The following is a 24025-nucleotide window of genomic DNA, read 5'->3' on the forward strand; positions in this document are numbered from 1 at the left end:
GATTACTAGTCGCCAAAGTGTCTACGGATGCAACTCCAAAATGCTTTCGGCGACGCGGCGGCGGCCTGACAAGGGGTTACTGTGCGTGATCACCGCGGGCAGGTCCACTCGGAACATCAACGACTGGACATCTACATGCTGGTGCTCTAGAACATCTTCTCTCCGGAGGACTTTAATCGAGAAGTCGCTCATGTCATACCCCCGAACGAACGTGATCCCGAACCGGGTCGTAAATGGCGCATCGTTAGCCATCGACTCGTGCTCATAGCCGATGCCAGACTCGGAGCCGTACGCGGAAACCCGGCTCAAGAATATTGCGCTCACGCCCGCAGCACTAACGGCGTTTAGTCGCAGGAGAATGCTATCCACAAGGAAAGGGATCGACACAGCCGTCATACCGGGTTCCGCCAAATGCAGGCCAACACTGACGAGCAGAAGACGGGCTTCCCCCGGCGCATCGTCCGAGGCTGGTGCAGGTTCAACCTGGTGGACACCTTGAATGAGGTGACTCGAGGCACTCCGGGTAGTGGTCTTGATCTCCACCCCGGTGCCCTCCCAACTGAGGTCCCGAGCTGAGCGCCGCCAACCATCCCATGCAGAAACGATCCCACCCACATGCATGTCATCTGCTTGGCGACAGAGCGAATCGAGGATTAGTAGTTCGCCAGCCAGCCCCAGGATCGCATTTTCAGATATCTCAAGACGCTTGATCGACAGCTCGATCAACGGCTCAGCGACGGCGAATGCACGTTTGAGGTCCGAATCCGCGTCCTCACGCAAGAGTTCCGCGGCGATGAACGCGCCCACGTGATCAAAGTGACCGAGCGCTGGCAGGAGGATTCGGTTGGCACTGAAGGGCGACTGATTGATACGGTGCCATGAGTGGTGGTGCATTGCCGAGTCCACGGCGCGCATCCTGGCCTTCAGCGGGTCGCCTGCCAGAAATAATTCTAAGTGCCCCCGACTATTTCTGGCGAGGCCCACTACTTGAGCCTCCGTCAGCCAGGTAATCGTACGGTCATTCCCCGCGTCCCCAGCGGGAATTGACACCACCTTCGAGAGCACGTCCTCAAAATTGATCATGTGTGAGATTCCTCCGGGCATCAGCGGCCACAGCACGCGTGGCGGAGAACTGTTCAGGGCCGCCAGCTGGAATGCAGACCCCTACTGCCACAGCGGGGTGCAGTTGTCCTGGATGTTGATTGATGTAGAACAGAATCTGCCCGTCGGAGCCACTCGGGCGCCACGACGTGCCATCACTAACGAGAGGCGAGAACGCCTCCCGACGGTAGGTGTCGAAGTACGCGTCGCCACGGTATTGTCCCGGGACCGCGGTGGGATCGTTTGCGCCCCAGGTCGTGGTGAGTTCCCCCGAGGACACATTCTTAGTGGTTGCGCGAACCTCGAACGGGAATCGCTTGTGCGGGCCAAGGGAAACCCGTGCGCCATTTCCATAACGGATGCCCACCCAGAACCGCGGCCGATCGGCGGTTTTGAGCGCAAGGTTCGCGTATGACCATAGCTCGCCCGGGCTGCCAGTGATGAAGAGCCCAGGGACCGGCCGGGTTAGACTCGCGGACCAAAGACGGAGATAGGCGGCGATAGAATACGGACAATCCCGCCGCGCAGAGTCTCCTTGCCCCCGCGCGACTGGTGGACGGTAGAGACGCGGTTCAGGCAGCGGAGCTACAGAATGCACCCGCGACTCGATCCGCCTCCAAAGGTCCCCCTGCGTACCTTCGGCACTAGGACGGTACTCATCGAAGGAAAGGCTGTCGAGCATCTCGGCAGCCTCAGACAATTCGAGGGGACGATCCAGGATGCGGCCCCGAAGGACCCCCCCGACAGTGAGATCGGATGAGGACCCCGAAAAGCGCCGTGCGACTACTTCGAGATTCGGATCAGCTCGCCGACCGCTATTTATTACTCGAACGAAGGGCTGCGCTCCCGGCGCTAGCGGACGGCTCCCTATGTTTGCGATCTTACCCGTCGCGACGAAATTCGCGCCCTGTAGAATAGCCGGCTCAGTTCCGCCAGCCATCATCCGTTCCGAGATAGCGGCGCGCAGAGCCTCGTCAGTGTCATGATAAGCGCGGAAGAGGCCAAGCTGCTCTCGGGACGCGAAGACGCGGCATAGATCGATATGATCACCACGATAGCCAAACCATCGCTGCATCTGCATCTGCGTGTCGGCGAGAGGGTTGCTTGATGAGCGCTGAAATAATGCGGTCGTCATGCCTTCGAGGGTCAGCCCGCGGGCCATCACGTTACCGGAGACAAAGATCGTACTAAGGTCTCGTGCAGCCCTCCACTTCCCGGTTTCTATATCCTCCGTAGGCGCATACGCAGGACGGTCGTCCGCACCCGGATCACTGTTCACGACCGCCACTCTGGTTCCCGGAATAATCTCGTCGACCAACAGTGTCTCGGTCGTCTTCCAGTCGGGGAACATCGCAGGTGTAAGCACATCGAACTCTGACCCGATAGCATCGGCGGACGCACGATATTTGTCGAGCCATCTCGACCACGGCGCCGGATCCGCTAGCAACCCCGTTATCAGTGCCTCAGGCAGCCGAGCATCTCTCCCTTTCAGGAGCCGGTGCGCAATCTGACGGTCGGCGACGCCAGACCACAGCAAAAGCTCTTCGGCCGCTTCAAAGTGCTCCTTGATGACCGCCGAGGGGTGGTAGAGCATTGAGTGAGGTGAAGAGACACTCGAGCGGGCGTCAGCCTCGGTCGTGAAGTACGTCGCTCTTGCCGATGTCGGACCGAGCTTGCCCGACCTAAACAAACGAATTGCGCCCGCGACTAGGAATGCCCTAACCGCTTCCGCGAGGTCGTGAGGGGCGGCACCGGTCGTCTCCACACACAAGCCCGCGCTGCTAGCTCGTCGATAAAAAATCTCCCCGCCAGTGTAATAGGCGGGCATGCCCGCGGGCTCCGGGTAGCTCGCCGAGCGAGGCACGCTGAGGTCTGCCGGGTCTGCCAAATCGACCGGATAGCCGACGTCAAGTGGGGTGCGCAGCGACACCAAGAAGTGGCGGGGAGCGAGTGGATTGTGGTCTTCCTGCAGGAGGTTAGCCTGGGGCGTAGCGGTGTAGGCAACGTAGGTAGCAAAGAAATTATCCGGTGCCCCTTGAGGCGGGTCCCACAAATTTGCAACAGTCCGGGGAATCTGCTTGAGATTACCATACACGGGGTCCTGAGACGTTTCTACGATTGCGTCCAAAACGGAGCCATCATCCGCCTCGTCGTCGAGCACCAACATATGCACGGGGCGGTCGAGTTGCCTCACCGCGCCGAACACGTTTTTGCGGAGGCTATTGCCGAGCGCGCGAAGGTGGTCGGTTTGCTTCATCGCGACGATGATGAGCGGTTGACGCTGCACCATCCGTTGCTTCACGGTCGCCGGCATCAGCCCGTAAATGCGGTCCAACGGCTGATTACCCTCTGAAAGCGCGACGGCAGCGGGTGGGCAGAGCAGTCGACGCGAGCGCTTGGCCGCTCCATCTGGGCCGGCGTCGAGCTGCGCGATGACGCGCCCATATGTTTGTCGCCAAAGCGAGAGGCTAGTGCCGGCCAACACCACGATGACGTCTACACCACGGTCCATCGCCATTGCAGACACACCAAGCATCGACGCGGTCTTACCCGACTGGACGGAGCCCATCACGAGTCCGGTCCGTGCACGACCGGCTGGCCAGCTCTCGCGAGCCGGAGCGCCGTCGCCGAAGATGCCACGTTCGAGGATGTAGCGGCTGTCCGTCTCGATGGCCGCTCGCGCAGTCGGACTGATTCCCTGAAGTTCCGCCGCATAGCGCGACCACCAGGAATCTGCAGGAGGCGCTCCCGGCGCATGGAAGTAGACGTGCTCGGTGAGCGGCGGCTGCGGCATAGTCAGCGCTCATTCTCCGGAAGGATCATGCGCTCGAGCGACTCGTACCCAGAAGAACCAAAGCGATGCTTCACGGCCTCGGAGGCTCGCGCGGGGTCGAGGCCAAGCGCTTCGATCAATCCCTTGGCGATGCGCGCGATGTAATCCCACTGCGTCTTGCTCTGGGCCTTCTCGATCCGCTTCCAAGCCCCGCCACTGGTCTCCCAAATAGTTTCAGCATTCAGCGCGATGCGTTCCTCGATGTCGTCCGGAGATGCAGCGAACGCGAAGGCCATCCCAACGAGCGAACCAACGAGTTGCAATTCTTGCCACCTAGTTCCTTTGCCGCCGTCCATAAACTCCTCGGACCACAGCTCTGAATGGCGCGCGTGCAGATCTATGGCAGAAACCAGCCATTCGAATAGATCGGCGATTACCTGCTTCGAGCGCAGCGGGTCCTGCTCATCGTCCTGGACCCGGGTAAGGAGCTCGTCGATGTGGCGCGCGGTTGTCTTGACCTTTTGGCCGTTCGTATCGAGCAAGAGCAGCGACAGGATCCAAGACACGACCTTGGTTCGACGGTAACGAGCTACGCCAAAGTTATAACCTCTGAGAGTCTCACCGAGACTCGCGAGGTCTGAGACGTGAGCGAGCGAAGGGGCGATGTCTTCGACGGCGACCCTGGGGTCCGCATCTCCCGCCGCAAGCAGGATCGCAGGGGTCAGTTCAATCTCATGGAACGCGGCGTTCCTAATCTCCTCGGCATTGAGGTGAACGCCCTGCCGGTTGTATAGCTTGAAAACGTCGTGAATTTGGCGAGGGTTAGCCTGCGTGTATCGGATCACCGGAACCTTGTACGGCACAGTTCTGGTGAACAGTTTCTCGACTGTCATCTCAGCCCCGGCGACTTTGATAACTTGCTTGAGGATTTGCGTATAATACTTACCATGAAGCGCCTCCAGCTCGGGGCCAAGAAGGCCGCCGCTTCCGTTGTTACGCAACTTGAAGGGGAAATAGTATTCGTTCTCCAAAGCGGCAGTGATGCTTTCGTTCTCTAACGTCTTCCACGCTGCCTTGAACTTGGGATAGTCCTCTCGGAAGTTCTTAAGCAGATCTTTGCCTGGATGGCGGGCTTCCGCCTTCTGGACACGCTCAAGCGCAGCGGGATGACTGCCGACGAATCGGAGGAGCGCCGTAAGCCGCTGCTTGCCATCGACGACCTCCTGCGGATCAGAAGCACTGACCTCGCGTAAAATGATTGACGGAAGGGGGATCCCACGGAGGACGGATTCAATAAGCGCCTGTCTGTCGCCCGTCGTCCAGACGTCCCCGCGCTGATACGACGGAGTGAGATTGAGGTCGGAATTGGTCAACTCGCTAATCGGCACAACGTCGGACGTGGCAATGACAGGTTCGGTACTCAGAGGCTGGGCACCGGGATCGGACTCTTCCCAGGCCGCCGACCAACGACTCGTCGCGGACGCCCGCGTGGCGCCCTCAGCCTCCAGATCCTCCGCGAATTGCTGCTGTAAACGCAGCGCGAGTTCGATGCGCTGGCTGAGCCGCTCCAGCGCCAGTGGGGAGAGCTGAGTTGAATCAGCTGCCTTATCGATGGCATCGTCCGGCTCCAATTCAAGACCCGCTACAAGGCTGGAGAGGAATGCGTCACGACCGGAGTTCGATAACTGTTCGGACAGGTTGAGCCAGCCCTGCAACTCCACGATGAAGGGCATCCATGAGTCCGATGACATGTCAACATCTGCGCTGCTGATGGACGAGGGCGCCGCCGATATGCCAGACGGAGTGTCAGTAGCTTCGGACAGCGCGGAGATCCCCGCAGCGATGCTCTCCCACAACTGAGTGCGAGGGTCCTCAGCGATCTCGATGTCTACGACATCAACATTCTCGGTCACGCAGTTGCTCCTCGGAGGTTGTGGTCGGAGTGAGTAGTCACGGAATCGCTCAGCCCGTCGAGAAGGCGATGGGCGATGGCGCTGACCACACCGGCGTTGACGGCGTTGCCGAGCGCCTTGTAGGCGTCCAAATCAGAAGAAGGAAGCTCGATGCCGCCAAGGCTCTGGAGTTCCGCGCACTCAGCAGGAGTCATGTAACGTCGCTTGCCGGTGAGGTTAGCACCAAGGATTGGAACCTGAGTTTTGGTGAACGCGATCAAGCTTGGCGACGTCGTTGGGCGCTTAATTCGCAGGCCCGATGCACGCACTTGTAGTACGAAGTTGTCGATGTCGCGCTCCTCGCCCTGCGCATTCCACTCCATCTTCTGAAGGCTGGAGTGCAGGTGCTCTGGCTGCCACTGCTCGAGCCAAGGGTCGATCCAGGACGAGTTCTCCTGGTAAAAGCGTCGATTCTGGCGGATGAAGGCGCGCTTCCAGGCTGGGAACTGGATGTCCCCTTCGCGGTTCGCGTGACTCGGGATCAGTCTCTTCTGTTCAGCAACGGAACACTCGAGGCTTCGACCAAAGCTACCCTTTAGGTTCATCTGCCGCAGACCCCACACCGGTCGTCGCTTCCACACACCGGCCGGAGTCTCATCCTCGTACGGATAGGTTGCACCGAATTCCATCGACCAGATTGGGAAAGACGGCATTTTCAACGATGCTGGGGATCGACGAAGGAAGTCCCCCCACATGTCAATCGCGCGTAGGGTTTGACTAGGGATAGCGCGTGTGCTTGGCAATTCGTGTCGAAGTACCGAAGTTATGTCCGTTGGGTCGCTGCGCTTCGGGGGCCACACGGATTCATCCAGTCCATCGAGTGACCCCACGAAATAGACGCGGTCTCGAACCTGAGGGATGCCGAAATCATGAGGAGAGAATCTGCGGACGTCGACGAGATAGCCGAGTGCCGCCAGCATGTCAAGGATTTTTCTGCGAGTACGACCCTCATCGTGCGTCAGGATATTGGGCACATTTTCCAGAATGAAGCGGCGCGGTCGCTTGACTTTGAGAATCTGGTGAACCTTGAAAAAGAGATGACCCTGAAGAGTGTCAGCAAAGCCCATTTGATCCCCGGCCTTCGAAAAGGGCTGGCATGGGAAACCCGCCGTCAGCACGTGGTGGTCGGGGACCTCGCGTTCAATGACCGAGTCGGTGTCAAGATCGTTGATGTCGCTCCACGGCTTGATTCCAAAGTTTCTCGTGTACAGGGCGTTGAGCGTCGGTTCCCATTCAGCAGCGAACACACCCTCGCCCCCAAGACCGTCAAGAGCGACATGGAAACCCCCGAGGCCCGCGAACAGATCGACGAACGTGAAGGCGGCCCGAGGAGAGTCGTCAACATCCGCGGGAGGCAGGGAGAGCACGTTCGGCTCTACTCGTCGCACGGCAGTCAGACGAGCGTTCGCAGACAGGGCGCTCATCATCACTCAGTCGTTGCTGGTGAGGCACCAGCGTCTGTTGGGATCGTGGCCGAAGTCATGGCACGACTTTAGGGGCACGGTCTGACGTCGTCCCGCAGGCGCGACGCAATGACGCTTGCTGGGGCCTCGCCGGCTTGTCCTCGTCGTCCGCGCCCGCCGAGTCGTTAGCTTCTGAACGAGGAGGCCTCGACGAAGCGCCGGACGGTGATCAGGCCAAATGCCCTACGACGTCAGCACGGACCGCCCCCGCGTCAGCTCTGCCTTCAACTGCTCCTGCGCCTCCACAGCACGCGCAGCCGGCAGCGTGTCCGCCACCCGCGGCCTCAACGTACCGCCGTCCACCACGTGCCGCAGCTGCTCGGGCTTGTCGAGCGCCCGGTATTTCGGATCACCATCCCCTGCACAAACCTAGTTCCCTTGCTTCGTTGCCCTGCCACCCCGCACGTCTGGGGAGACTCCCTGTCGCAAACGGCGTGAAGGACGTCGTAGCGCTGCACTGCAGCATCGACGAGCGCATCGACACCGTCCGGCACGAGTTCGCCAACAGCAGAGGCTGCAGGAACACCCGCGGCACCACATGATTCGGCCCGAGCGACCAAATCAGGGCTTCGTCCGCCCGCGCAGTATCCGCGATCATGGTCGGCCCGGTGGTCTTCGCCAGCTGCACCAAGTAGTTCTCCAGCAGCCCAGCTGCCCCGATCACGGCGAGCGGCAGCCCGGCGCGAGCGAGGGCGTGCGACAGGGTCTGCAACGCTGTCAGTCCGTCCATAGGCTAGGTCGCCGCAGCCTCGACCTACGTCCCGCGAGGGACCCGCGTGAGCGCCCCTACCGGCGCAATCCGCTCCTGCACGACCGCACCGCGGCTGGCTCTACACCGCCCCGACCCCCGCCAACTCCCCCCGCACCACCACCGCATCCGCCGCCGGCGGCCTCCCGTACGCCTCCCGGTAGTCCCGCGAGAAGTGCGACGCACTCCGGAACCCCACCACAGCAGCAGCTCGCGCCGCCGTGTCCCCGTGCACCACCATCCGCCGCCGCGCCTCCCCCAACCGCGTCCGCTTGAGGTACTGCGCCGGTGTCATCCCCGTCGCATCCTTGAACCGCGCGAACAACGTCGACTCGCTCACCCGCAGCTCCCGCGCGAGCCGCTCCATCGACCACGCCTCGGCCATGCGCCTGGTGAGCAACGCCGTCGCCCCGGCGACCACCGACGACCCGGTCCCGTCGAGAGCCGCCGTGATCCTCGGTGCCTGCTCGGTCTGCAGCAACCGCAGCACGATCTCGCGCGACACGAGCGGGAACAGCACGGGGCTGTCCTCCGGCGCGTCGAGCAGCGCGAGCAGCCGGGCGAACGCGTCCGCCAGGGGCTCCGTCCAGCTCCCGAGCCGAGGCAGCGGGGCAGCGGCAATCCCTGACGCCGACACCGGCACGGACATCGAGGCGATGACCTCCCCGACCACCATCGGGTCCAGTCGCCAGACGACCGCGACGAACCCGTCATCCCCCGCTGCGTCGACCACCCCGGCGACGACCGGCAGGTCCACCGGCGTGATGATGAACCGCTCCCGGCCCCACACCTGGTCGTCCTCCCCGACGATCGAGCGCTTCCGCCCGCGCAGCACGACCGACAACGACGGTTCGTACCGCCGGTCGAACAGCCCGGTCGGCTCGTGCACCTTCGACACGGTCAGCCCGAGGGTCTCCGCGTGGTGCGCCGATCCTGCTCGGGCGACGGCGTCCAGCCGGTCCTTCCCGGGGACCGCAGCATGCGCGGACGCAACCGCCGCCGCACGGTCGAGGTGCTGCGCGATCCGGTCGTCCACGTCGCCACGCTACCCACGGGACGGAGACCGCGACAGCGCTCCGGGGTCCTGCTGCGGGATTCGTCAACGTCCTCGTGGATCCGGGCAAGCCGCGGCCACCGAAGACGCCGGACCATCGACGCATGACCACCGCACCGAACGACCAGACCACACCCCGCACCGCCCTCGTCACCGGCGCATCGAGCGGCATCGGCGAGGCCATTGCCCGTGAACTCGCCGCCGCCGGCCTCACCGTCGCCGTCCACGGCCGCGACGAACAACGCACCCGCGCCGTCGCCGAGGACATCGAGCGCCAGGGCGGGCACGCCGTCGCGCTCACCGCCGACCTGTCGCAGGGCCCCGACGTGGTCCGCGCCCTCGCCGCCGAGGCCCGCGAGCAGCTCGGCGGCCACGTCAACGTCCTCGTCAACAACGCCGGCGTCTACCCCGGCGGCCCGACCGAGTCCCTCGCCGACGACACCGTCGACGCCCTCCTCGCCACGAACATCCGCGCACCCCACGTCCTCGTCGCCGCCCTCGCTCCCGGCATGGCGGAGCGCGGCAGCGGCCACATCGTCAACATCGGCTCGTGGATGGCCCGCGTCGGCGTCCCCTTCATGGCCCTCTACCCCGCCACGAAGGCGGCCGTCGAGCAGCTGACCCGCGCCTGGGCCGCCGAGTACGGGCACCGCGGTATCCGGGTCGTCACCGTCGCGCCCGGTGTAACGGCGACGCCGGGGAACGCCGACTCGGCCGACGTCCTCGCCGCGATGACGCGGGGCACCCCCGCCGGCGTCCCGGTGCAGCCCGTCGACATCGCCCGGGCGGTCCGCTGGGTGGTCTCCGACCACGCCGCGTTCGTCACCGGCGGCACCATCGACGTCGACGGCGGGATCGCCTCCACGCGGATGAGCTGACCGCGACTCGCCTGAGCACGGTCCGGAACCACGTGCCGGACGGGAGGCGCGGTGCCAGCTGGCACCGCGCCTCCCGTCCGTCGGCGGTCACTCCAGACGGACGAAGCGCGGCCCCTCGTACCCGTCTCGCGACACCTGGGTGGTGAAGTCGGCGAGCGACCGGACCCAGTGCCCCCGCTCCCCGTACAGCGCCTGGTAGACGACGACCGGCTCCTCGGTCTCGACGTCCTTCGCCACCAGGACCACCTCGTACTCCCCACCCTTGAAGTGCCGGTACCGTCCGGGCGTCACGTCGCTGCTCACGCGGCCGATGGTAGCCGGACGTCATCGCGGACCGGGCCCTACTGTTGCCCCTGTGGAGACGCAGTTGCAGGATGCCGTCCGTCAAGCCGCACGCCGGGCGTCCTGGATCGCGCTCGCCGGTGCCGTTGCGGGGATCGCGATCGGGGTGTGGCTGAGCTACGGCGAGCGCTCGCTCGAGGTGTTCCTCACCAGCCTCGGCTGCGCGATGGCCCTCGGAGGCCTCGGCGCCGCACTGTCCACAATGGTGTCGCAGTTCCGGATGAAGCACCTCGTGAGCGCCGCGACCGGGGGTCTCGACGCCGCCGAGCAGCGCGACGTGCAGCGAGCGGTCCTGTCGGGAGCACCGATCCCCGCTGCCCTCGAGGCACGAGCCGTCGCCCATGCTCACGTGCTCGAAGTGACCCTCCCGCTCGTCACGGCGCAGCAGCTCTTCCTCTTCTGCGGCATCGCGGGCTCGCAGGTCATCGGCCTCGCGTCGGACGTGACGTCGTGGTTCCGGATCGTCCTCGTCGGGGTGCTGGTCGTCGTCGGTGCGATCACGGTCGTGCAGCTCCGGCGCAGCCTCGCCCGCGTCCGACACTTCCTCGCAGCGCACGACGACGTTGCGGCGGAGACCGCGTCCGCTCCTCCTGCACAGCGCTAGCGCAGCGGCAGACGGTCCACCGATCGCTCGTTCGGCATGCCACGACCTGACCCGTCTGTGACGCTCGACGCATGGATCAGTGGGAAGCCGACGACGCACGCCGCCGCCACATGGCCCGCTTCGGCCGCCGTGACACGGCACCCGAGCTCGCGCTGCGCCGAGAGCTCCATCGCCGCGGCCGTCGGTTCTTCGTCGACCGGCAGGTGAGCCGCCGGTGTCGCGTCCGCCCCGACCTCGTGTTCCCGCGGGCGCGGATCGCGGTCTTCGTCGACGGCTGCTTCTGGCACCTCTGCGAGGAGCACGTGCAGCTCCCGAAGGCGAACGCCGAGTTGTGGAGGCGGAAGCTCCTCGCGAACCGGCAGCGCGACGCCCGGAACCAAGCGATCCTGACGTCGGAGGGCTGGCGCGTGATCCGCTCGTGGGAGCACGACGATCCCGTGGCCACCGCAGATCGTGTCGAGGAGGAGCTCGATCGCTGGGCCACCATCGTCAGTCGAAGGCGGAAGTCTGACCGTCACCGCGACGGACGGGAGGCACGGTGCCACCTGGCACCGCGCCTCCCGTCCGGCATGTGGTCGCCCAAGCGACCCGCGCTCACCAAGTGAGCACGAACCGCCCCCGCGTCCCGCCGGCCTCGAGCCGCTCGTGCGCCTCCGACGCCCGCTCCGCGGGCAGCACCTCGGCGACCCGCGGTACGAGGATCCCGTCCTCCACCGCCTGGCGCAGCTCCTCGAGCAGGTCGAACGACGTGTACTCCGAGAACACCATGATCCGCTCGAACCGGATGTCGCGAGCGCCGTTGCCCTCCCAGCCCCGCACGTCCGCGAAGAACCCGCCGTCGCGCACGGCGTCGACGACCTCGTCCCGCTGCACGGCGGCGTCGGCGAGCGCGTCGACCCCGTCCGGCACGATCCCGCGCACGGCGGCCGCGAAGCCGTCACCACGTCGGACCAGGTGGTCGGGTCCGAGCGACCGCACGAGGTCCTCGTCCTTGGGCGCGGCGTCGGCAATGACCGTGATGCCCCGCTGCTTCGCGAGCTGCACGACGTAGTTCCCGAGCAGGCCCGCGGCTCCGGTCACGGCGAGCGTCCCCCCGGTGCCGAGCCCCGACCGCGCGAGGATCTGCAGCGCGGTCAGGCCGTTCATCGGGACGGTGGCGGCCTCCTCGATCGACAGCCCGGCCGGGATCCGCGTGAACGAGCCGACCGGCGCGACGAGGTGCTCGACGTACGCGCCGCCGTGCTCGGACAGCGGCAGGGCCATCGCCATGACCTGGTCGCCGACCTGCCAGCCCTCGACCCCGTCGCCGACCTCGTCGATGACCCCGGCGGCGTCCATCCCGGGCACGTACGGCGGCGATGCCTCCGACGAGTCCCGCTGGCCCGCACGGACCCCGGTGTCGGTGGGGTTCACGGCGAACGCCTGCACCCTGATGCGGACGGTGCCGGAGCCGGCGTGCGGCTCCGGGACCTCGTGGACGGCGAGGGCCTCGGGCCCTCCGAACGTTTCGACTCCGACGACCTTCATGCCTTCCGGTCTACGCGCGGGCGCTGCGGTCCACTCAGCGGACGTTGCAGGAGGGAACACGCGGACGGCCCGGACCGGACACCGCAGGGTGTCGCCGCCTACGCTCGAACGAATGCCCGCCCCGCACCACCCCACGGACCACACCATCCCGGCCGACGGCTTCATCCGCGTCCGCGGCGCCCGCGAGCACAACCTCCGCGACGTCGACGTGGACATCCCCCGTGACCGCATCGTCGCCTTCACCGGCGTCTCCGGCTCCGGCAAGTCGAGCCTCGCCTTCGGCACCGTCTTCGCCGAGGCCCAGCGCCGCTTCCTCGAGTCCGTCGCCCCCTACGCCCGACGCCTCATCGCCCAGGGCAGCACCCCGCACGTCGACGAGATCACGGGCCTGCCCCCGGCGGTCGCCCTGCAGCAGCGCCGCGGCGCCCCGAGCACCCGGTCGACCGTCGGCACCCTGACGACGCTGAGCAACTCCGTCCGGATGCTCTACTCCCGCGCCGGCACCTACCCCGGGGGTGCCGAGCAGCTGTACTCCGACTCGTTCTCCCCGAACACCGCGGTCGGAGCGTGCCCGCGCTGCCACGGCCTCGGCACGGCGCACGAGGTGACGGAGGCCTCGGCCGTGCACGACCCGTCGCTGTCGATCCGCGACGGCGCGATCACCGCCTGGCCCGGCGCCTGGCAGGGCAAGAACCTCCGCGACGTGACGGCCGTGCTCGGCTACGACATCGAGCGGCCCTGGCGGGAGCTGCCGCAGGCGGACCGTGACTGGCTGCTCTTCACCGAGGAACAGCCCGTCGTCGAGGTCCACCCCAAGCGCGACCGCGTGGCGAAGCCGTACAAGGGTCGCTTCTGGAGCGCCCGGCAGTACACGCTGCACACCCTCGCCGACTCGCAGAGCGAGGCCCAGCGGAACAAGGCGATGCGCTTCGTCGAGTCCGGCCCGTGCCAGCTCTGCCACGGCTCCGGTCTGACCCGCGCGGCCCTCGCGGTGACGTTCGGCGGGCTGGACATCGCGGCGTTCAACGCGCTGCCGCTGTCCGAGGTCGCCGAGGTCCTCCGCCCCACCGCCGAGCTGACGGAACCGTCGGCGGCACAGAGCCGGGTGACGTCCGGAGAACGGTCCGAGGTGGCGAAGTCGATCGCCGCGGACCTGCTGAGCCGCGTCGAGGTCCTCACCGGCCTCGGGCTCGGCTACCTCGGTCTGGACCGGGCCACGCCGACGCTCTCCCCCGGCGAGATGCAGCGCCTCCGCATCGCCACGCAGCTCCGCTCGGGGCTCTTCGGGGTCGTCTACGTGCTCGACGAGCCGTCCGCGGGCCTGCACCCGGCCGACGCGGAGCCGCTCGTGCAGGTCCTCGAGGACCTCCGCGCGAGCGGCAACAGCGTCTTCGTCGTCGAACACGACATGGACATCGTCCGTCGGGCCGACTGGATCGTGGACGTCGGCCCCGGTGCCGGGACCGGCGGCGGTCGCGTGCTCTACAGCGGGCCACCCGAGGGACTCGCCGACGTGTCGGAGAGCGTGACCCGTCGCTACTTGGCGCCCCGAGCACCACGCGACCCGCGCAACCCGCGCGAGCCCGTCGGCACCCTCGAGATCCGGGACGCCACCCTGCACAACCTGCGTGGACGGACCGGCAGCGCCGCGGACGCTGGCGGGCTCGACGTCGACCTGCCCCTCGGCGTGATGACCGCCGTGACCGGGGTGTCCGGCTCCGGCAAGTCCTCGCTCGTCGGCGGGGTCCTCCCCGCGATCGCGACCGCGCACCCCGTCATCAGCCGGGTGGTCGAGGTCGACCAGAAGCCGATCGGCCGGACACCTCGGTCGAACCTCGCGACCTACACGGGCATGTTCGACGCCGTCCGCCAGGCCTTCGCCGCGACCGACGACGCCCGCGAGCGTGGGTGGACCGCCGGCCGGTTCTCGTTCAACGTCGAGGGCGGCCGGTGCGAGGTCTGCCAGGGCGAGGGTTCCGTCTCGGTCGAGCTGCTCTTCCTGCCGGGCAGCTGGGCACCGTGCCCGGAGTGCCACGGCGCCCGCTACAACGCCGAGACCCTCGAGGTCCGCCGGGGCAGCGCGACCATCGCGGACGTCCTCGGCATGACGGTCGACGAGGCCGCCGAGGCCCTCGCGGACCTCCCCGCCGCCGCCCGCGCCCTCGACGCCCTGCGGAGCGTCGGCCTCGGCTACCTCCGCCTCGGACAGCCCGCACCGGAGCTCTCCGGCGGCGAGGCCCAGCGGATCAAGCTCGCCACCGAACTCCAGCGGGCGCGCTCCGGTCACACGCTCTACCTGCTCGACGAGCCGACCACGGGGCTGCACCCCGCCGACGTCGAACTCCTCACGGCACAGCTCGCCCGGCTCACCGACGCGGGCAACACCGTCGTCGTGGTCGAGCACACGATGTCCGTCGTCGCCCAGGCCGACCACGTGATCGACATGGGTCCGGCGGGCGGCGACCAGGGCGGCCGCTTGGTCGCATCCGGCACACCGGCGGCGGTCGCCGCCGCACCGGACAGCAGGACGGCTCCCTTCCTGCGGGCGGCGCTCGGTTCCTGACGCGCGTCGGACGGGAGGCACGGCCCACGCCCGCCACGACCGCGGCGGTCAGCAGCATCCTCCGATCGGAGGATGCTGCTCCGCCCGGCCTTCCGATCCGCCGCCCGCACGGCGCGAGCAGGCTGGGACCATGCCGAACAGCCCCGCCATCCAGGTCGAGCGCCTCACGAAGCAGTACCCGAACGGCAAGCGCGCCGTGTCCGACGTCTCGTTCACCATCGAGCGCGGCGAGACCTTCGCCCTGCTCGGCCCGAACGGCGCCGGCAAGTCCACCACGGTCGAGATCCTCGAGGGCTACCGCTCCCGCACCGCCGGCGAGGTCCGCGTCCTCGGCCACGACCCGGCCCGCACGAGCCGCAGCCACAACGCCCGGGTCGGCATCGTCCTGCAGACCAGCGGCGAGTCCCCGAACGTCACCGTCGCCGAGCAGCTCGCCCACTTCCGGCACCTGTACCCGCGGAGCCGGTCGGTCGAGGACCTCCTCGCCGTCACCGGGCTCGAGGCCCAGCGCAACACCCGGATCAGCCGGCTCTCCGGTGGGCAGCGGCGCCGGGTGGACGTGGCGCTCGGCATCATCGGCCGGCCCGAGGTGCTGTTCCTCGACGAGCCCACGACCGGCTTCGACCCGGAGGCCCGCCGGCAGTTCTGGCAGCTCATCGACGACGTCAAGCGCGAGGGCACGACGATCCTGCTCACGACGCACTACCTCGACGAGGCCGCACACCTGGCGGACCGGGCGGCGGTGATCGCCGACGGCAGCCTCATCGACATCGCCCCCATCGACGAGATCGGCGGCACCGAGGCCCGGACCCCGGTCGTCCGGTGGCGCGACGACGCGGGCATCGAGCACGAACGGCGGACCACCGATCCGACCGCGCTCGTCCGCAGCACGGCGACGGCGATGCACGACCTCGAGGTGATCCGCCCCGCGCTCGAGGACGTCTACCTCGCGATGATCGCCGAACACAGCGCACAGCACAGCGCGCACCACACGACCACGGAGGACGCAGCATGAACGCCGCAACACTCGGCCTGCACCGCATCGGCTACGAGGTCCGCTCCTACTTCCGTGCCCCCGACGCCGTGTTCTTCACCTTCCTCTTCCCGGTCATCATGCTGGCGCTGTTCTCGGTCGCCTTCAGCGGTTCGCCCGACATCCAGGCGGGCCCCGACGTGAGCGTCGACTACGCCACCTACTACCTGCCCGGCCTCGTCGCCACCGCTCTCCTGCTCTCGGGTACCCAGTCGCTCGGCGTCGACATCGCCGGCGAGCGGAGCGACGGCACGCTGAAGCGCCTCGGCGGCACCCCGCTGCCGGTCCTGTCGTACTTCGTCGGCAAGATCGGCATGGTGCTGGTCACCGTCACCGCCCAGGTCGTGCTCCTGCTCCTGATCGCCGCCCTCCTCTTCGGCGTCGACCTGCCGACCGACGGCGGCGCGTGGGCCCGGTTCACCGGCATCGTGCTCCTCGGCGTCGCCACGAGCTGCGTCCTCGGCATCGCGATCTCGGCGCTCCCCCGCGAGGGCCGCCGTGCCACCGCGACCATCGTGCCGATCGTCCTGGTCCTGCAGTTCATCTCCGGTGTCTACCTCCCCTTCACACAGCTCCCCGACTGGTTGCAGACCGTCGCCGGCGTCTTCCCCCTCCGTTGGATGGCGTCGGGCATGCGGTCGGTGTTCCTGCCCGAGGGCTTCGCGTCCGCCGAGCCGGGAGGCGCGTGGCACCTCGGTCTCGGAACCCTCGTCCTGGCAGCATGGCTGGTCCTCGGTGTGGTCGCCTGCCTCCTGACGTTCCGGTGGAACCGTCGAGATGCCTGACGGGCCTGTGGAGAACCGCCGGACCGGCGCGGATCGATGGGAGGCTGGCCGCATGGACCGCATCACGACCCAGCGCAACGTGGGACTCCACGTCGCCTTCGGCGTGACGGTCGCGCTCATCGCGGTGATCGCGGCCCTCGGCTGGTCACCGTGGTCGACCCGGTGGCCCGCGTTCGCGATGCTCGGCGTCCTCGCCGTCGCGTACGTCGCGTACGGCCGGCGCGGGTACGACGACCCCCGGTCCGCGGCCGCGTTCGTGCCGCTCCTCGTCGTCGCGGCCCTCGTCCTGCCGGCCGTCGTGCCGAGCACCGCGTTCGTGCAGTGCATCCTGTTCCCGGTCGCCTGGTGCCAGATCGAACGCGCCCGGACGTCGATCGCCGTCTCGGTCGTCATCGGCATCGCGTCGGGCATCGGGCTGCAGATCGCCTCCGGGCCCGACGAGTTGCTCTCGACGCTCCTCATCGAGAGCATCAGCGTCGTCGGAGCCTGCGCGCTCGGCCTCTGGATCACCCGCATCGCCCGGCTCTCGGACGAGCGACGGCTGCTCCTCGAACAGCTCCAGTCCGCGCAGGCGTCCCTGGCCGAGGCACACCGCACCGCCGGCGTGACGAGCGAGCGGGAGCGTCTGGCGCGCGAGATCCACGACACCGTCGCGCAGGACCTCGCTGGCATCGTCATGCTCACCGAGCGGGCGCGTGGCGACCTCGACGCCGACCGGGTCGACCGGCTGCGCGACCGACTCGCCGTGCTCGAGGAGGCCGCTCGCACAGCACTCGAGGACTCCCGCACCCTCGTCGCCGCCGGAGCCGCCGGCGTGTCGAGCGACGGCCTCGGGGCAGCGCTCCACCGCCTCGGCGAACGGTGCACCCGCGAGACCGGGATCACCGTCACCGTCGATGCTCCCGACGTCCCGCTCGACCGCGACACGCAGGTGGTCCTGCTCCGCGTCGGCCAGGAGGCCCTGGCGAACGTCCGCAGGCACGCCCGGGCCACCTCGGCGCGGGTCGCACTGCTCGTCGACGGCCCGCAGGTCACCCTGCGGATCGCCGACGACGGCGCCGGCTTCGACGCGTCCGTCCCGTCCGCCGGCCACGGCCTGCGCGGCCTGCGCGACCGCCTCGCCCTGGCCGGCGGGACCTGCGTGGTGGCCTCGTCGCCCGGAGCCGGCACCGTCGTCGAGGCGACCGTCCCCACCGGGGCCGGGCGGCGCCTCCCGTCCGCACCCGCACCGCTGTCGGCGGTGACGCGGTGATCCGCGTCGTCGTGGCGGACGACCACCCGATCGTCCGCGCCGGGATCGTCGCGCTCCTGCAGGACGCCGACGACGTGTCGGTGGTCGGGCAGGCGAGCGACGGCGAGACCGCGGTCTCGATCACCCTCGCTGAGCGTCCCGACGTCGTCCTGATGGACCTGCGGATGCCCGGCATCGACGGGGACGAGGCAACGGCGCGGATCCTCGCCCGCGAACCCGCCATCCAGGTCCTGATACTCACCACGTACGAGTCCGACGACCAGATCCTGGCCGCGATCGAGGCCGGGGCCGCCGGCTACCTGCTCAAGGCGGCACCGGAGTCCGAGATCCTCGCTGGCCTCCGCGCCACCGCCCGGGGCGAGACCGCACTCGCGCCCTCGGCGGCCGCGGCCCTCGTCCGCCGGGCCACGACGAAGGCCCCCGCCGGACCGACGCTGTCCCCGCGCGAGCTCGAGGTGCTGCAGCTCGTCGCGCAGGGCGGGTCGAACCCGGCGATCGGCCGCGCGCTGTTCCTCAGCGAGACGACGGTGAAGACGCACCTCGGGCACGTGTTCGAGAAGCTCGGCGTGAACGACCGCACCCGGGCGGTCACCCGCGCGATGGAGCTCGGACTGCTTCGCTGACACCCGTCCTCGCCGCTGTCACCGCGGGTTCGATGCCGGGTGTTCCCGGGGGCGACGGGACGTTCGGCGGCCGGAACTCCGTCGGGACGCTCACCGTTCACGCTCCACGCGGTACCAGCGAGGTCGGAGCCGCCGCGGAACACCGGCCAGCAGGATCCACAGGCCGAGCGCACCGGCCACGGCGGCGCACAACGCGAAGACGAAGGAGAACCCGAAGACCCGCGTTCGGATGAAGCTCGCCGCGAGCCCCATCGACAGCACTGCCAGACCCAACCAGAACCACCCGAAGACGACGTTCTGGTGGATCCGACCGATCCACGAACGCCAGACGCCGGCGTACGCCAATGCTCCGGCGCCGCCGAAGACGATCCCGATGGCGAACAGCATGACGAGGAATCCGACGGGTGTCACTCGAGATCCTCGTCCACCCGCTCCGGCGAGATCCCCGTGGTCATCGACCGTCGCGGGTCACGGCACCGATGACCTGTGATCACGCGCCGCTCCGGTGCCGGTACCAGCGCGGGGTCAGCCACGCCGGCACACCGAAGATGAACAGTCCGACCGCGACGAGGATCAGCACGAAGGCCGCGACCATCGCGAGAGCGGTGACCACGAATGCGTGCGTCGACAGGAGCGCCCCGAAGGCGCCCAAGCAGATGCCGCCGAACCCGAGGAAGGCGGTCGCGAACGCGCACGACACCGCGATCATCGCCCAGATCATCCGAAGATCCCCCTCCACACGTCGTGCACACCCTTCGCGAAGTCCGACCCCTGGTACATGTCGTTCAGCTTGTCGCCGAGCACCTCGCCGCCTGTCCCGCCGAACCAACCCCCGATGGCGCTCCCGACGATACCGCCCACGACCGTCCCGACTCCTGGTGACAGCGCGGTCTCGATGGCACCTCCGATCCATGCACCGGCAGCCGCTGCGCCGACCGGTACGGTCGAGTGCGACGAAAGCGGAGGGGACGACCTGATCTGGATCGTCGGCGCGGCGCTGATGCTCATCGGCTTGCTCGGCTACAGCGGCCTCTGGCGCTCCTGGGCGAAGGGCGGCCTGTCGTACTGGGTCTTCGGCCTGTTCTGGTTCGGCCTCGGCATCGTCCTGGTGAGCATCGTCCTCGCCCTGCCCGCCCGCCCGAGCTGGCTCTTCTGGATCCCGGCGGTGATCGCGCTCCTGGGCGCCGGGTCGACCTGGTACCTCCCGCCGGCGCTCACCCCGCGCTGGTTCCGCGCGCTCCGCAGCAGCTGGCGCTGAGCGGCGCGACCCGCGCGGCGAGACGGGACGGACAGCGGACGGGAGGCACGGCACCTGCCCGCACCGCGCCTCCCGTCCGTCGACGCGCACCGTCTGCCATCCGGCGCGCGTCCCCTCAGCGCCCCGTGTCCGCCCCCTCGATCCGGACACGGAACACCCGAGCCGTCGGGGTCGCACCGCCGTTGTCGACGTGCAGCACCCCCGCGGCCCCGTCCCAGGACACCGTCCACGGCGCCACCGCCGTCGGGAACAGCGGCTCGACGACGACACGACCCGGTGCCGGACCCGGATCGAGCGGCAGCGCCACCGTCCGCGAGGCCCCCGGCAACGACCACACCGACAGGTACAGGTCGCCCGACGCCGTCCGGAGGCCGAGCGCGACCCACGGGTCCTCCCACCCGGGCAGCCCGAGCGGCCACACCGGCAGCACGGTGTCGACGACCTCGAGCACCTGACGGTGCGCGGCGATCGCGGACCCGACGACCGCCCGCTGCTCCGCCGACATCCGCGGCAGGTGTCCCGACAGGTACATCCGCCCGAGCACCCCGTTCACGAGCGACAGCGTGAACAGCTCGTCGGACATCTCCGGTGCCGGGTACGCCCAGTTCCCCGCCTGCTCGGGCAGCATCGCGGCGGGAGCCGCGGCGGCGATCGAGGCGGACAGCACCGGGTCCTGCTGGTCCGAGGTGGACTGCATGTGCAACCGGGACAGCATCGCCTGGTCGGCGCGCATCGCCCCGGACGCGCAGTTCTCGATGAGCAGCGCCGGGTACCGGTGCTGGACGTCGTCGAGCCAGTCGAGCAACGCACGACCGCCGTCCACCGAACCGGCCCACGGCCCGGTCATGGTGTTGTCGTCCATCTTGCAGAAGGTCACACCGAAGGTCCCGACGAGCCGGTCGACCACGGCGTCCAGGTGTGCTCGGGCGTCCGGTGACCGCAGGTCGAGCACGTGCCGTCCGTGCTCGGCGACCCGCACGCCGTGGTGCTGCACGAACGCGGAGTCGGGCAGCGAGGACGCGAGTGGCGAGTGGATGCCGATGACCTCGGGCTCGAGCCAGAGCCCGGCCTGCATGCCGCGGCTCCGGATGTGGTCGACGACCTCGCCGAGCCCGCCCGGGAACCGCGAGGCCGCGGGCTCCCACGCCCCCACGGTGTCCCACCAGTGCCCCTCGGCGTACCAGCCGGCGTCGATGCAGAAGAGGTCGGCGCCGGCGTCGGCGGCCGCGTCGATCAGCGGCAGCAGCTTCTCGGTCGTGGGGTCGCCCATGAGCGTGTTCATGTAGTCGTTGAACACGAGCGGCATCGCGGCGTCGGCGGCCCGCAGCTTGCGGGAGGCCCGGCGCTGCGCGGTGAGCACCCCGAACGCCTGGTCGATCGAGCCCGCGATGCCCACGGAGACCGGCACCGAGGTGAACGGCGCCGACGGCGTGACCACCGCGGTCCACTGGTGCTCCTGGTCGGTCGGTCCGCTGAGCAGCAGGTACGCGGCGCTCCGCGTCTCCCCGAGCTCGTACAGCCACGGGCCGTTGTGCTCGACCTCCCAGACGAGCGCGTACCCGGGTCCGGTGAGCACCCCGATGGGCAGTGCCTCGCCGGTGGACCACGATCCCCGGTTCTGCACGACGGCGCGGCTGCGGGGCGGGTGGTGCTGCGCCTCGCGGTCGATGCGCGCGAGGCCGATCTCCCGCAGGGGGTCGGTGCGCCACCGGCTCTCGGCCGCCCAGTCGTTCGCCGCGTGCGTCAGCGACAGGTCGTCGACGTCGACGCCCGAGTCGGTCAGCCACGCGCCGCTCGCGAACGAGGACACGGAGTCGACGACGTGCTCGCCCCGCTCGGCCCGGACCTCGGTCCAGGTGCGGAACGCCGGCACGCCGTCGTGCGCCCGGAAGACCGAGACGGTCTGGAGGCCCGTGGCCGCGTCCGCCTGCACGATCCGGATCCCGGGTCCGGTCACCACCACGGCCGCGCTCGCGTCCGTCCCGTCGGGCACACCCGACCCGTCGGTCGCGTCCGTCGCGCCCGTCGCCTCGTGCGCCACGTACCGCAGCCGCGCACCGACGGTGGAGTCGACGTGCCGGAAGCCGCCCGGGAACCGACCGTGCCCGACCGTCGTCAGTTCGACGAGCGGCTGCGGTTCGGCGGTCCCGTCCGACAGCGTCCCGCCGTCCGGCACGAACGACACGAGCGACACCGGCTGCTCGGGACCGGTCCGGAACCGGGCGGTGAAGCCGGTCGTGACCCAGTCGACGAACGGCGCCGTCACCGGGCACCGACGGGCGCCGCCGGGGCGTCCACCCACGCGCCGAGCCCGTGGTCGTAGCAGGTGGTGTTGTCGATCGTCGCCCGGTCGACCACGGGTCCCGCGGTCACGCGCCGGTCGACACGCTCGGGGTCCGGCGCAGCGTCGGCGAGCAGCCGCGTGTAGTCGTGGTGCGGATCGAGGATGACGGCGTCCGACGGTCCCCGCTCGACCACCCGGCCGCGGTAGAGCACGAGGATCTCGTCCGAGAAGTGCCGCGCGGTCGCCAGGTCGTGCGTGATGTAGAGCACGGCGAGGTGGTCCTCGCGCTGCAGCCGTCCCATCAGGTTGAGCACGCTGAGCCGGATCGACACGTCGAGCATCGACACCGGTTCGTCGGCGACGAGCACCTGTGCGCCGGGTGCCAGCGCTCGGGCGATCGCGACCCGCTGCCGCTGGCCACCGGAGAGCTCGTGCGGGCGACGCTCGGCGAAGTCCTCGTCGAGGTTGACGCGGTCGAGCAGCTCGCGGACGCGCTCCCGGGTCTCCTCGGCTCCGCGCGTCCGGTGGTGCAGCTGCAGCGGCCGGGCGATGTGGTGCTCGATGGAGTGGAACGGGTTGAGCGACGCGAACGGGTCCTGGAAGACCATCTGCACGTGCCGCCGGTACATGCTCCCGACGACGGGCGTGCCGTCCTCGAGCCGGACGTCGATCGACCCGCTCGTGACGGACTCCAGCTTCGCGAGCATCCGCGCGATCGTGGACTTGCCGGAGCCGGACTCCCCCACGAGCGCGACGGTCCGGCCGGGCAGCAGCTCGAAGGACACGTCGTCGACGGCGCGCAGCGTGTTCCTGCGCAGGCCCTTCCGGACGTGGAAGTCCTTGGTCAGGTGGTTGACGGTCACGCTGGTCACGATGCGACCTCCTCGAAGCCGAGGCCCGTGCGGATGAAGTCACCGCGGGCGCCGGACAGGCTCGGGAACGACCGCAGCAGGCGCTGCGTGTAGGGGTGCTGCGGCTCGTGCTGGATGCGCGCGGCGGTGTCGCACTCGACGACCTCGCCGCGGAGCATGATCGCGATCCGGTCGCTGATCTCGAGCAGCAGCGGCAGGTCGTGCGTGATGAACACGACCGCGAAGCCGAGCTCGTCCCGCAGTCGGACGATCTCCCGCAGGATCTCGCGCTGGACGACGACGTCGAGCGCGGTGGTCGGCTCGTCCATGATCATCACCTGCGGCTCGAGCAGCATCGCCATCGCGATCATGACCCGCTGCCGCATGCCGCCGGACAGCTCGTGCGGGTAGGCGGTGATGCGTGCCGGGTCGACGCCGACCCGTCGGAGTGCGTCCTCGGCGATCGCTCGTCGCTCCCGCTTCGGCATGCCCTTCCGGTGCTCGACGAGGGCGTCGTCGAGCTGCGCCCGGATCGTGGTGACCGGGTTGAGCGCGTTCATCGCGCCCTGGAACACCATGGACAGCTTCGACCAGCGGACCGCGCGGAGCCGCTCGTCGCTCAGTCCGAGCAGGTCGACGTCGCTGCCGTCGCGGTCGTGGAACGTGATGCTGCCGGACGCCACCTTCGCCGGCGGCTTGTGCAGCCGGGTGATGGCGTAGGCGAGCGTCGTCTTGCCGCAGCCGGACTCCCCCGCCAGCCCGAGGATCTCCCCCGGTGCCAGCGAGAGCGAGACGTCCTTGACGGCGTGCACGGGCCGTTCGGTCTCGTAGACGACGTCGAGGTGGTCGATGGTGAGGACGGCGTCCCGGGTCATCGGGTGAGCGGCGTGGAGGGGAGTCGTGTGCAGAGCGGGGCGCGAGGGCGGTGGCGCGG

22 protein-coding genes are annotated in these 24025 nt (G+C 68.5%); 9 read left to right on the top strand and 13 right to left on the bottom strand.

The features are described 5' to 3' along the window. Positions 1–21: 21 nt before the first annotated feature. The 5 genes from H7A69_RS06800 to H7A69_RS06820 all read right to left on the bottom strand — a co-directional run bounded on the left by H7A69_RS06800 (position 22) and on the right by H7A69_RS06820 (position 9073). Positions 22–1083, bottom strand: coding sequence for a PD-(D/E)XK motif protein (locus H7A69_RS06800; protein ID WP_182046364.1), 1062 nt, complete (start codon positions 1081–1083; stop codon positions 22–24). Next, the gene (locus tag H7A69_RS06805) at positions 1070–3670 is read right to left on the bottom strand and encodes a Z1 domain-containing protein (RefSeq protein ID WP_259346118.1); all 2601 of its coding nucleotides are present in this window, start codon (positions 3668–3670) and stop codon (positions 1070–1072) included. Before H7A69_RS06805 ends, H7A69_RS06800 begins: the two co-directional genes overlap by 14 nt. A 227-nt stretch (positions 3671–3897) precedes the next feature. Continuing rightward, positions 3898–5787 (bottom strand): DUF262 domain-containing protein, encoded by a 1890-nt coding sequence (locus tag H7A69_RS06810; protein ID WP_182046366.1) that lies wholly within the window; start codon positions 5785–5787, stop codon positions 3898–3900. After that, the gene (locus tag H7A69_RS06815) at positions 5784–7253 is read right to left on the bottom strand and encodes a DNA cytosine methyltransferase (RefSeq protein WP_182046367.1); all 1470 of its coding nucleotides are present in this window, start codon (positions 7251–7253) and stop codon (positions 5784–5786) included. Before H7A69_RS06815 ends, H7A69_RS06810 begins: the two co-directional genes overlap by 4 nt. An 866-nt stretch (positions 7254–8119) precedes the next feature. Beyond that, positions 8120–9073 (bottom strand): AraC family transcriptional regulator, encoded by a 954-nt coding sequence (locus H7A69_RS06820; protein ID WP_259346116.1) that lies wholly within the window; start codon positions 9071–9073, stop codon positions 8120–8122. Positions 9074–9195: 122 nt separating this feature from the next. Here H7A69_RS06820 and H7A69_RS06825 point away from each other — a divergent pair, with 122 nt between their 5' ends. After that, positions 9196–9969, top strand: a complete 774-nt coding sequence (locus H7A69_RS06825) for an SDR family NAD(P)-dependent oxidoreductase (RefSeq protein WP_182046368.1) — start codon at positions 9196–9198, stop codon at positions 9967–9969. Positions 9970–10056: 87 nt separating this feature from the next. On the opposite strand, the gene H7A69_RS06830 is transcribed toward H7A69_RS06825, so the two are convergent. Further along, positions 10057–10272, bottom strand: coding sequence for a DUF1653 domain-containing protein (locus tag H7A69_RS06830; RefSeq protein WP_259346117.1), 216 nt, complete (start codon positions 10270–10272; stop codon positions 10057–10059). A gap of 52 nt (positions 10273–10324) precedes the next feature. On the opposite strand from H7A69_RS06830, the gene H7A69_RS06835 reads away from it, so the two are divergent. Further along, a complete protein-coding gene (locus H7A69_RS06835) occupies positions 10325–10915 on the top strand; it encodes a hypothetical protein (protein WP_182046369.1) in 591 nt (196 codons plus the stop codon). 71 nt (positions 10916–10986) lie between these two features. Further along, positions 10987–11520 carry a DNA mismatch endonuclease Vsr gene (gene vsr, locus H7A69_RS06840; protein WP_182046370.1) on the top strand — a complete coding sequence of 178 codons (534 nt, stop codon included), beginning with the start codon at positions 10987–10989 and terminating at the stop codon, positions 11518–11520. Here vsr and H7A69_RS06845 read toward each other — a convergent pair. Next, positions 11510–12442 (bottom strand): NADP-dependent oxidoreductase, encoded by a 933-nt coding sequence (locus H7A69_RS06845; protein ID WP_182046371.1) that lies wholly within the window; start codon positions 12440–12442, stop codon positions 11510–11512. The genes vsr and H7A69_RS06845 overlap by 11 nt on opposite strands. A gap of 112 nt (positions 12443–12554) precedes the next feature. Here H7A69_RS06845 and H7A69_RS06850 point away from each other — a divergent pair, with 112 nt between their 5' ends. From H7A69_RS06850 to H7A69_RS06870, 5 genes are all read left to right on the top strand, one after another. Next, a complete protein-coding gene (locus tag H7A69_RS06850; protein ID WP_182046372.1) occupies positions 12555–15005 on the top strand; it encodes an ATP-binding cassette domain-containing protein in 2451 nt (816 codons plus the stop codon). 130 nt (positions 15006–15135) lie between these two features. After that, on the top strand, positions 15136–16020 hold the full coding sequence (locus tag H7A69_RS06855) for an ABC transporter ATP-binding protein (RefSeq protein WP_182046373.1): 885 nt from the start codon (positions 15136–15138) through the stop codon (positions 16018–16020). Next, complete coding sequence (locus tag H7A69_RS06860; protein ID WP_182046374.1) at positions 16017–16823, top strand: ABC transporter permease; 807 nt, start codon at positions 16017–16019, stop codon at positions 16821–16823. The genes H7A69_RS06855 and H7A69_RS06860 overlap by 4 nt, the downstream gene beginning before the upstream one ends. Positions 16824–16875: 52 nt before the next feature. Then, positions 16876–18075 carry a sensor histidine kinase gene (locus H7A69_RS06865; RefSeq protein ID WP_182046375.1) on the top strand — a complete coding sequence of 400 codons (1200 nt, stop codon included), beginning with the start codon at positions 16876–16878 and terminating at the stop codon, positions 18073–18075. Continuing rightward, positions 18072–18698, top strand: coding sequence for a response regulator transcription factor (locus tag H7A69_RS06870; RefSeq protein WP_182046376.1), 627 nt, complete (start codon positions 18072–18074; stop codon positions 18696–18698). The genes H7A69_RS06865 and H7A69_RS06870 overlap by 4 nt, the downstream gene beginning before the upstream one ends. A 90-nt stretch (positions 18699–18788) precedes the next feature. Here H7A69_RS06870 and H7A69_RS06875 read toward each other — a convergent pair whose 3' ends face one another. From H7A69_RS06875 to H7A69_RS06885, 3 genes are all read right to left on the bottom strand, one after another. Next, the gene (locus H7A69_RS06875) at positions 18789–19109 is read right to left on the bottom strand and encodes a hypothetical protein (RefSeq protein ID WP_182046377.1); all 321 of its coding nucleotides are present in this window, start codon (positions 19107–19109) and stop codon (positions 18789–18791) included. Between the two features lie 79 nt (positions 19110–19188). Next, complete coding sequence (locus H7A69_RS06880; RefSeq protein WP_182046378.1) at positions 19189–19419, bottom strand: hypothetical protein; 231 nt, start codon at positions 19417–19419, stop codon at positions 19189–19191. Continuing rightward, positions 19416–19706 carry a hypothetical protein gene (locus H7A69_RS06885; protein WP_182046379.1) on the bottom strand — a complete coding sequence of 97 codons (291 nt, stop codon included), beginning with the start codon at positions 19704–19706 and terminating at the stop codon, positions 19416–19418. The genes H7A69_RS06880 and H7A69_RS06885 overlap by 4 nt, the downstream gene beginning before the upstream one ends. Here H7A69_RS06885 and H7A69_RS06890 point away from each other — a divergent pair. Then, positions 19699–19956, top strand: a complete 258-nt coding sequence (locus tag H7A69_RS06890; protein ID WP_182046380.1) for a hypothetical protein — start codon at positions 19699–19701, stop codon at positions 19954–19956. The two genes, H7A69_RS06885 and H7A69_RS06890, sit on opposite strands and share 8 nt — an antisense overlap. A gap of 115 nt (positions 19957–20071) precedes the next feature. On the opposite strand, the gene H7A69_RS06895 is transcribed toward H7A69_RS06890, so the two are convergent. From H7A69_RS06895 to H7A69_RS06905, 3 genes are read right to left on the bottom strand one after another with little or no spacing between them, the layout of a single operon-like run. Next, positions 20072–22222, bottom strand: coding sequence for a glycoside hydrolase family 36 protein (locus H7A69_RS06895; RefSeq protein ID WP_182046381.1), 2151 nt, complete (start codon positions 22220–22222; stop codon positions 20072–20074). Next, positions 22219–23112: an ABC transporter ATP-binding protein gene (locus H7A69_RS06900; RefSeq protein WP_182046382.1), complete on the bottom strand. Its 894-nt coding sequence runs from the start codon at positions 23110–23112 to the stop codon at positions 22219–22221. Before H7A69_RS06900 ends, H7A69_RS06895 begins: the two co-directional genes overlap by 4 nt. Next, a complete protein-coding gene (locus H7A69_RS06905; protein WP_069711270.1) occupies positions 23109–23966 on the bottom strand; it encodes an ABC transporter ATP-binding protein in 858 nt (285 codons plus the stop codon). The genes H7A69_RS06900 and H7A69_RS06905 overlap by 4 nt, the downstream gene beginning before the upstream one ends. Positions 23967–24025: the final 59 nt, after the last annotated feature.

It is taken from the genome of Curtobacterium sp. ME26 (assembly GCF_903970945.1).
GTDB classification, from domain to species: domain Bacteria; phylum Actinomycetota; class Actinomycetes; order Actinomycetales; family Microbacteriaceae; genus Curtobacterium; species Curtobacterium citri.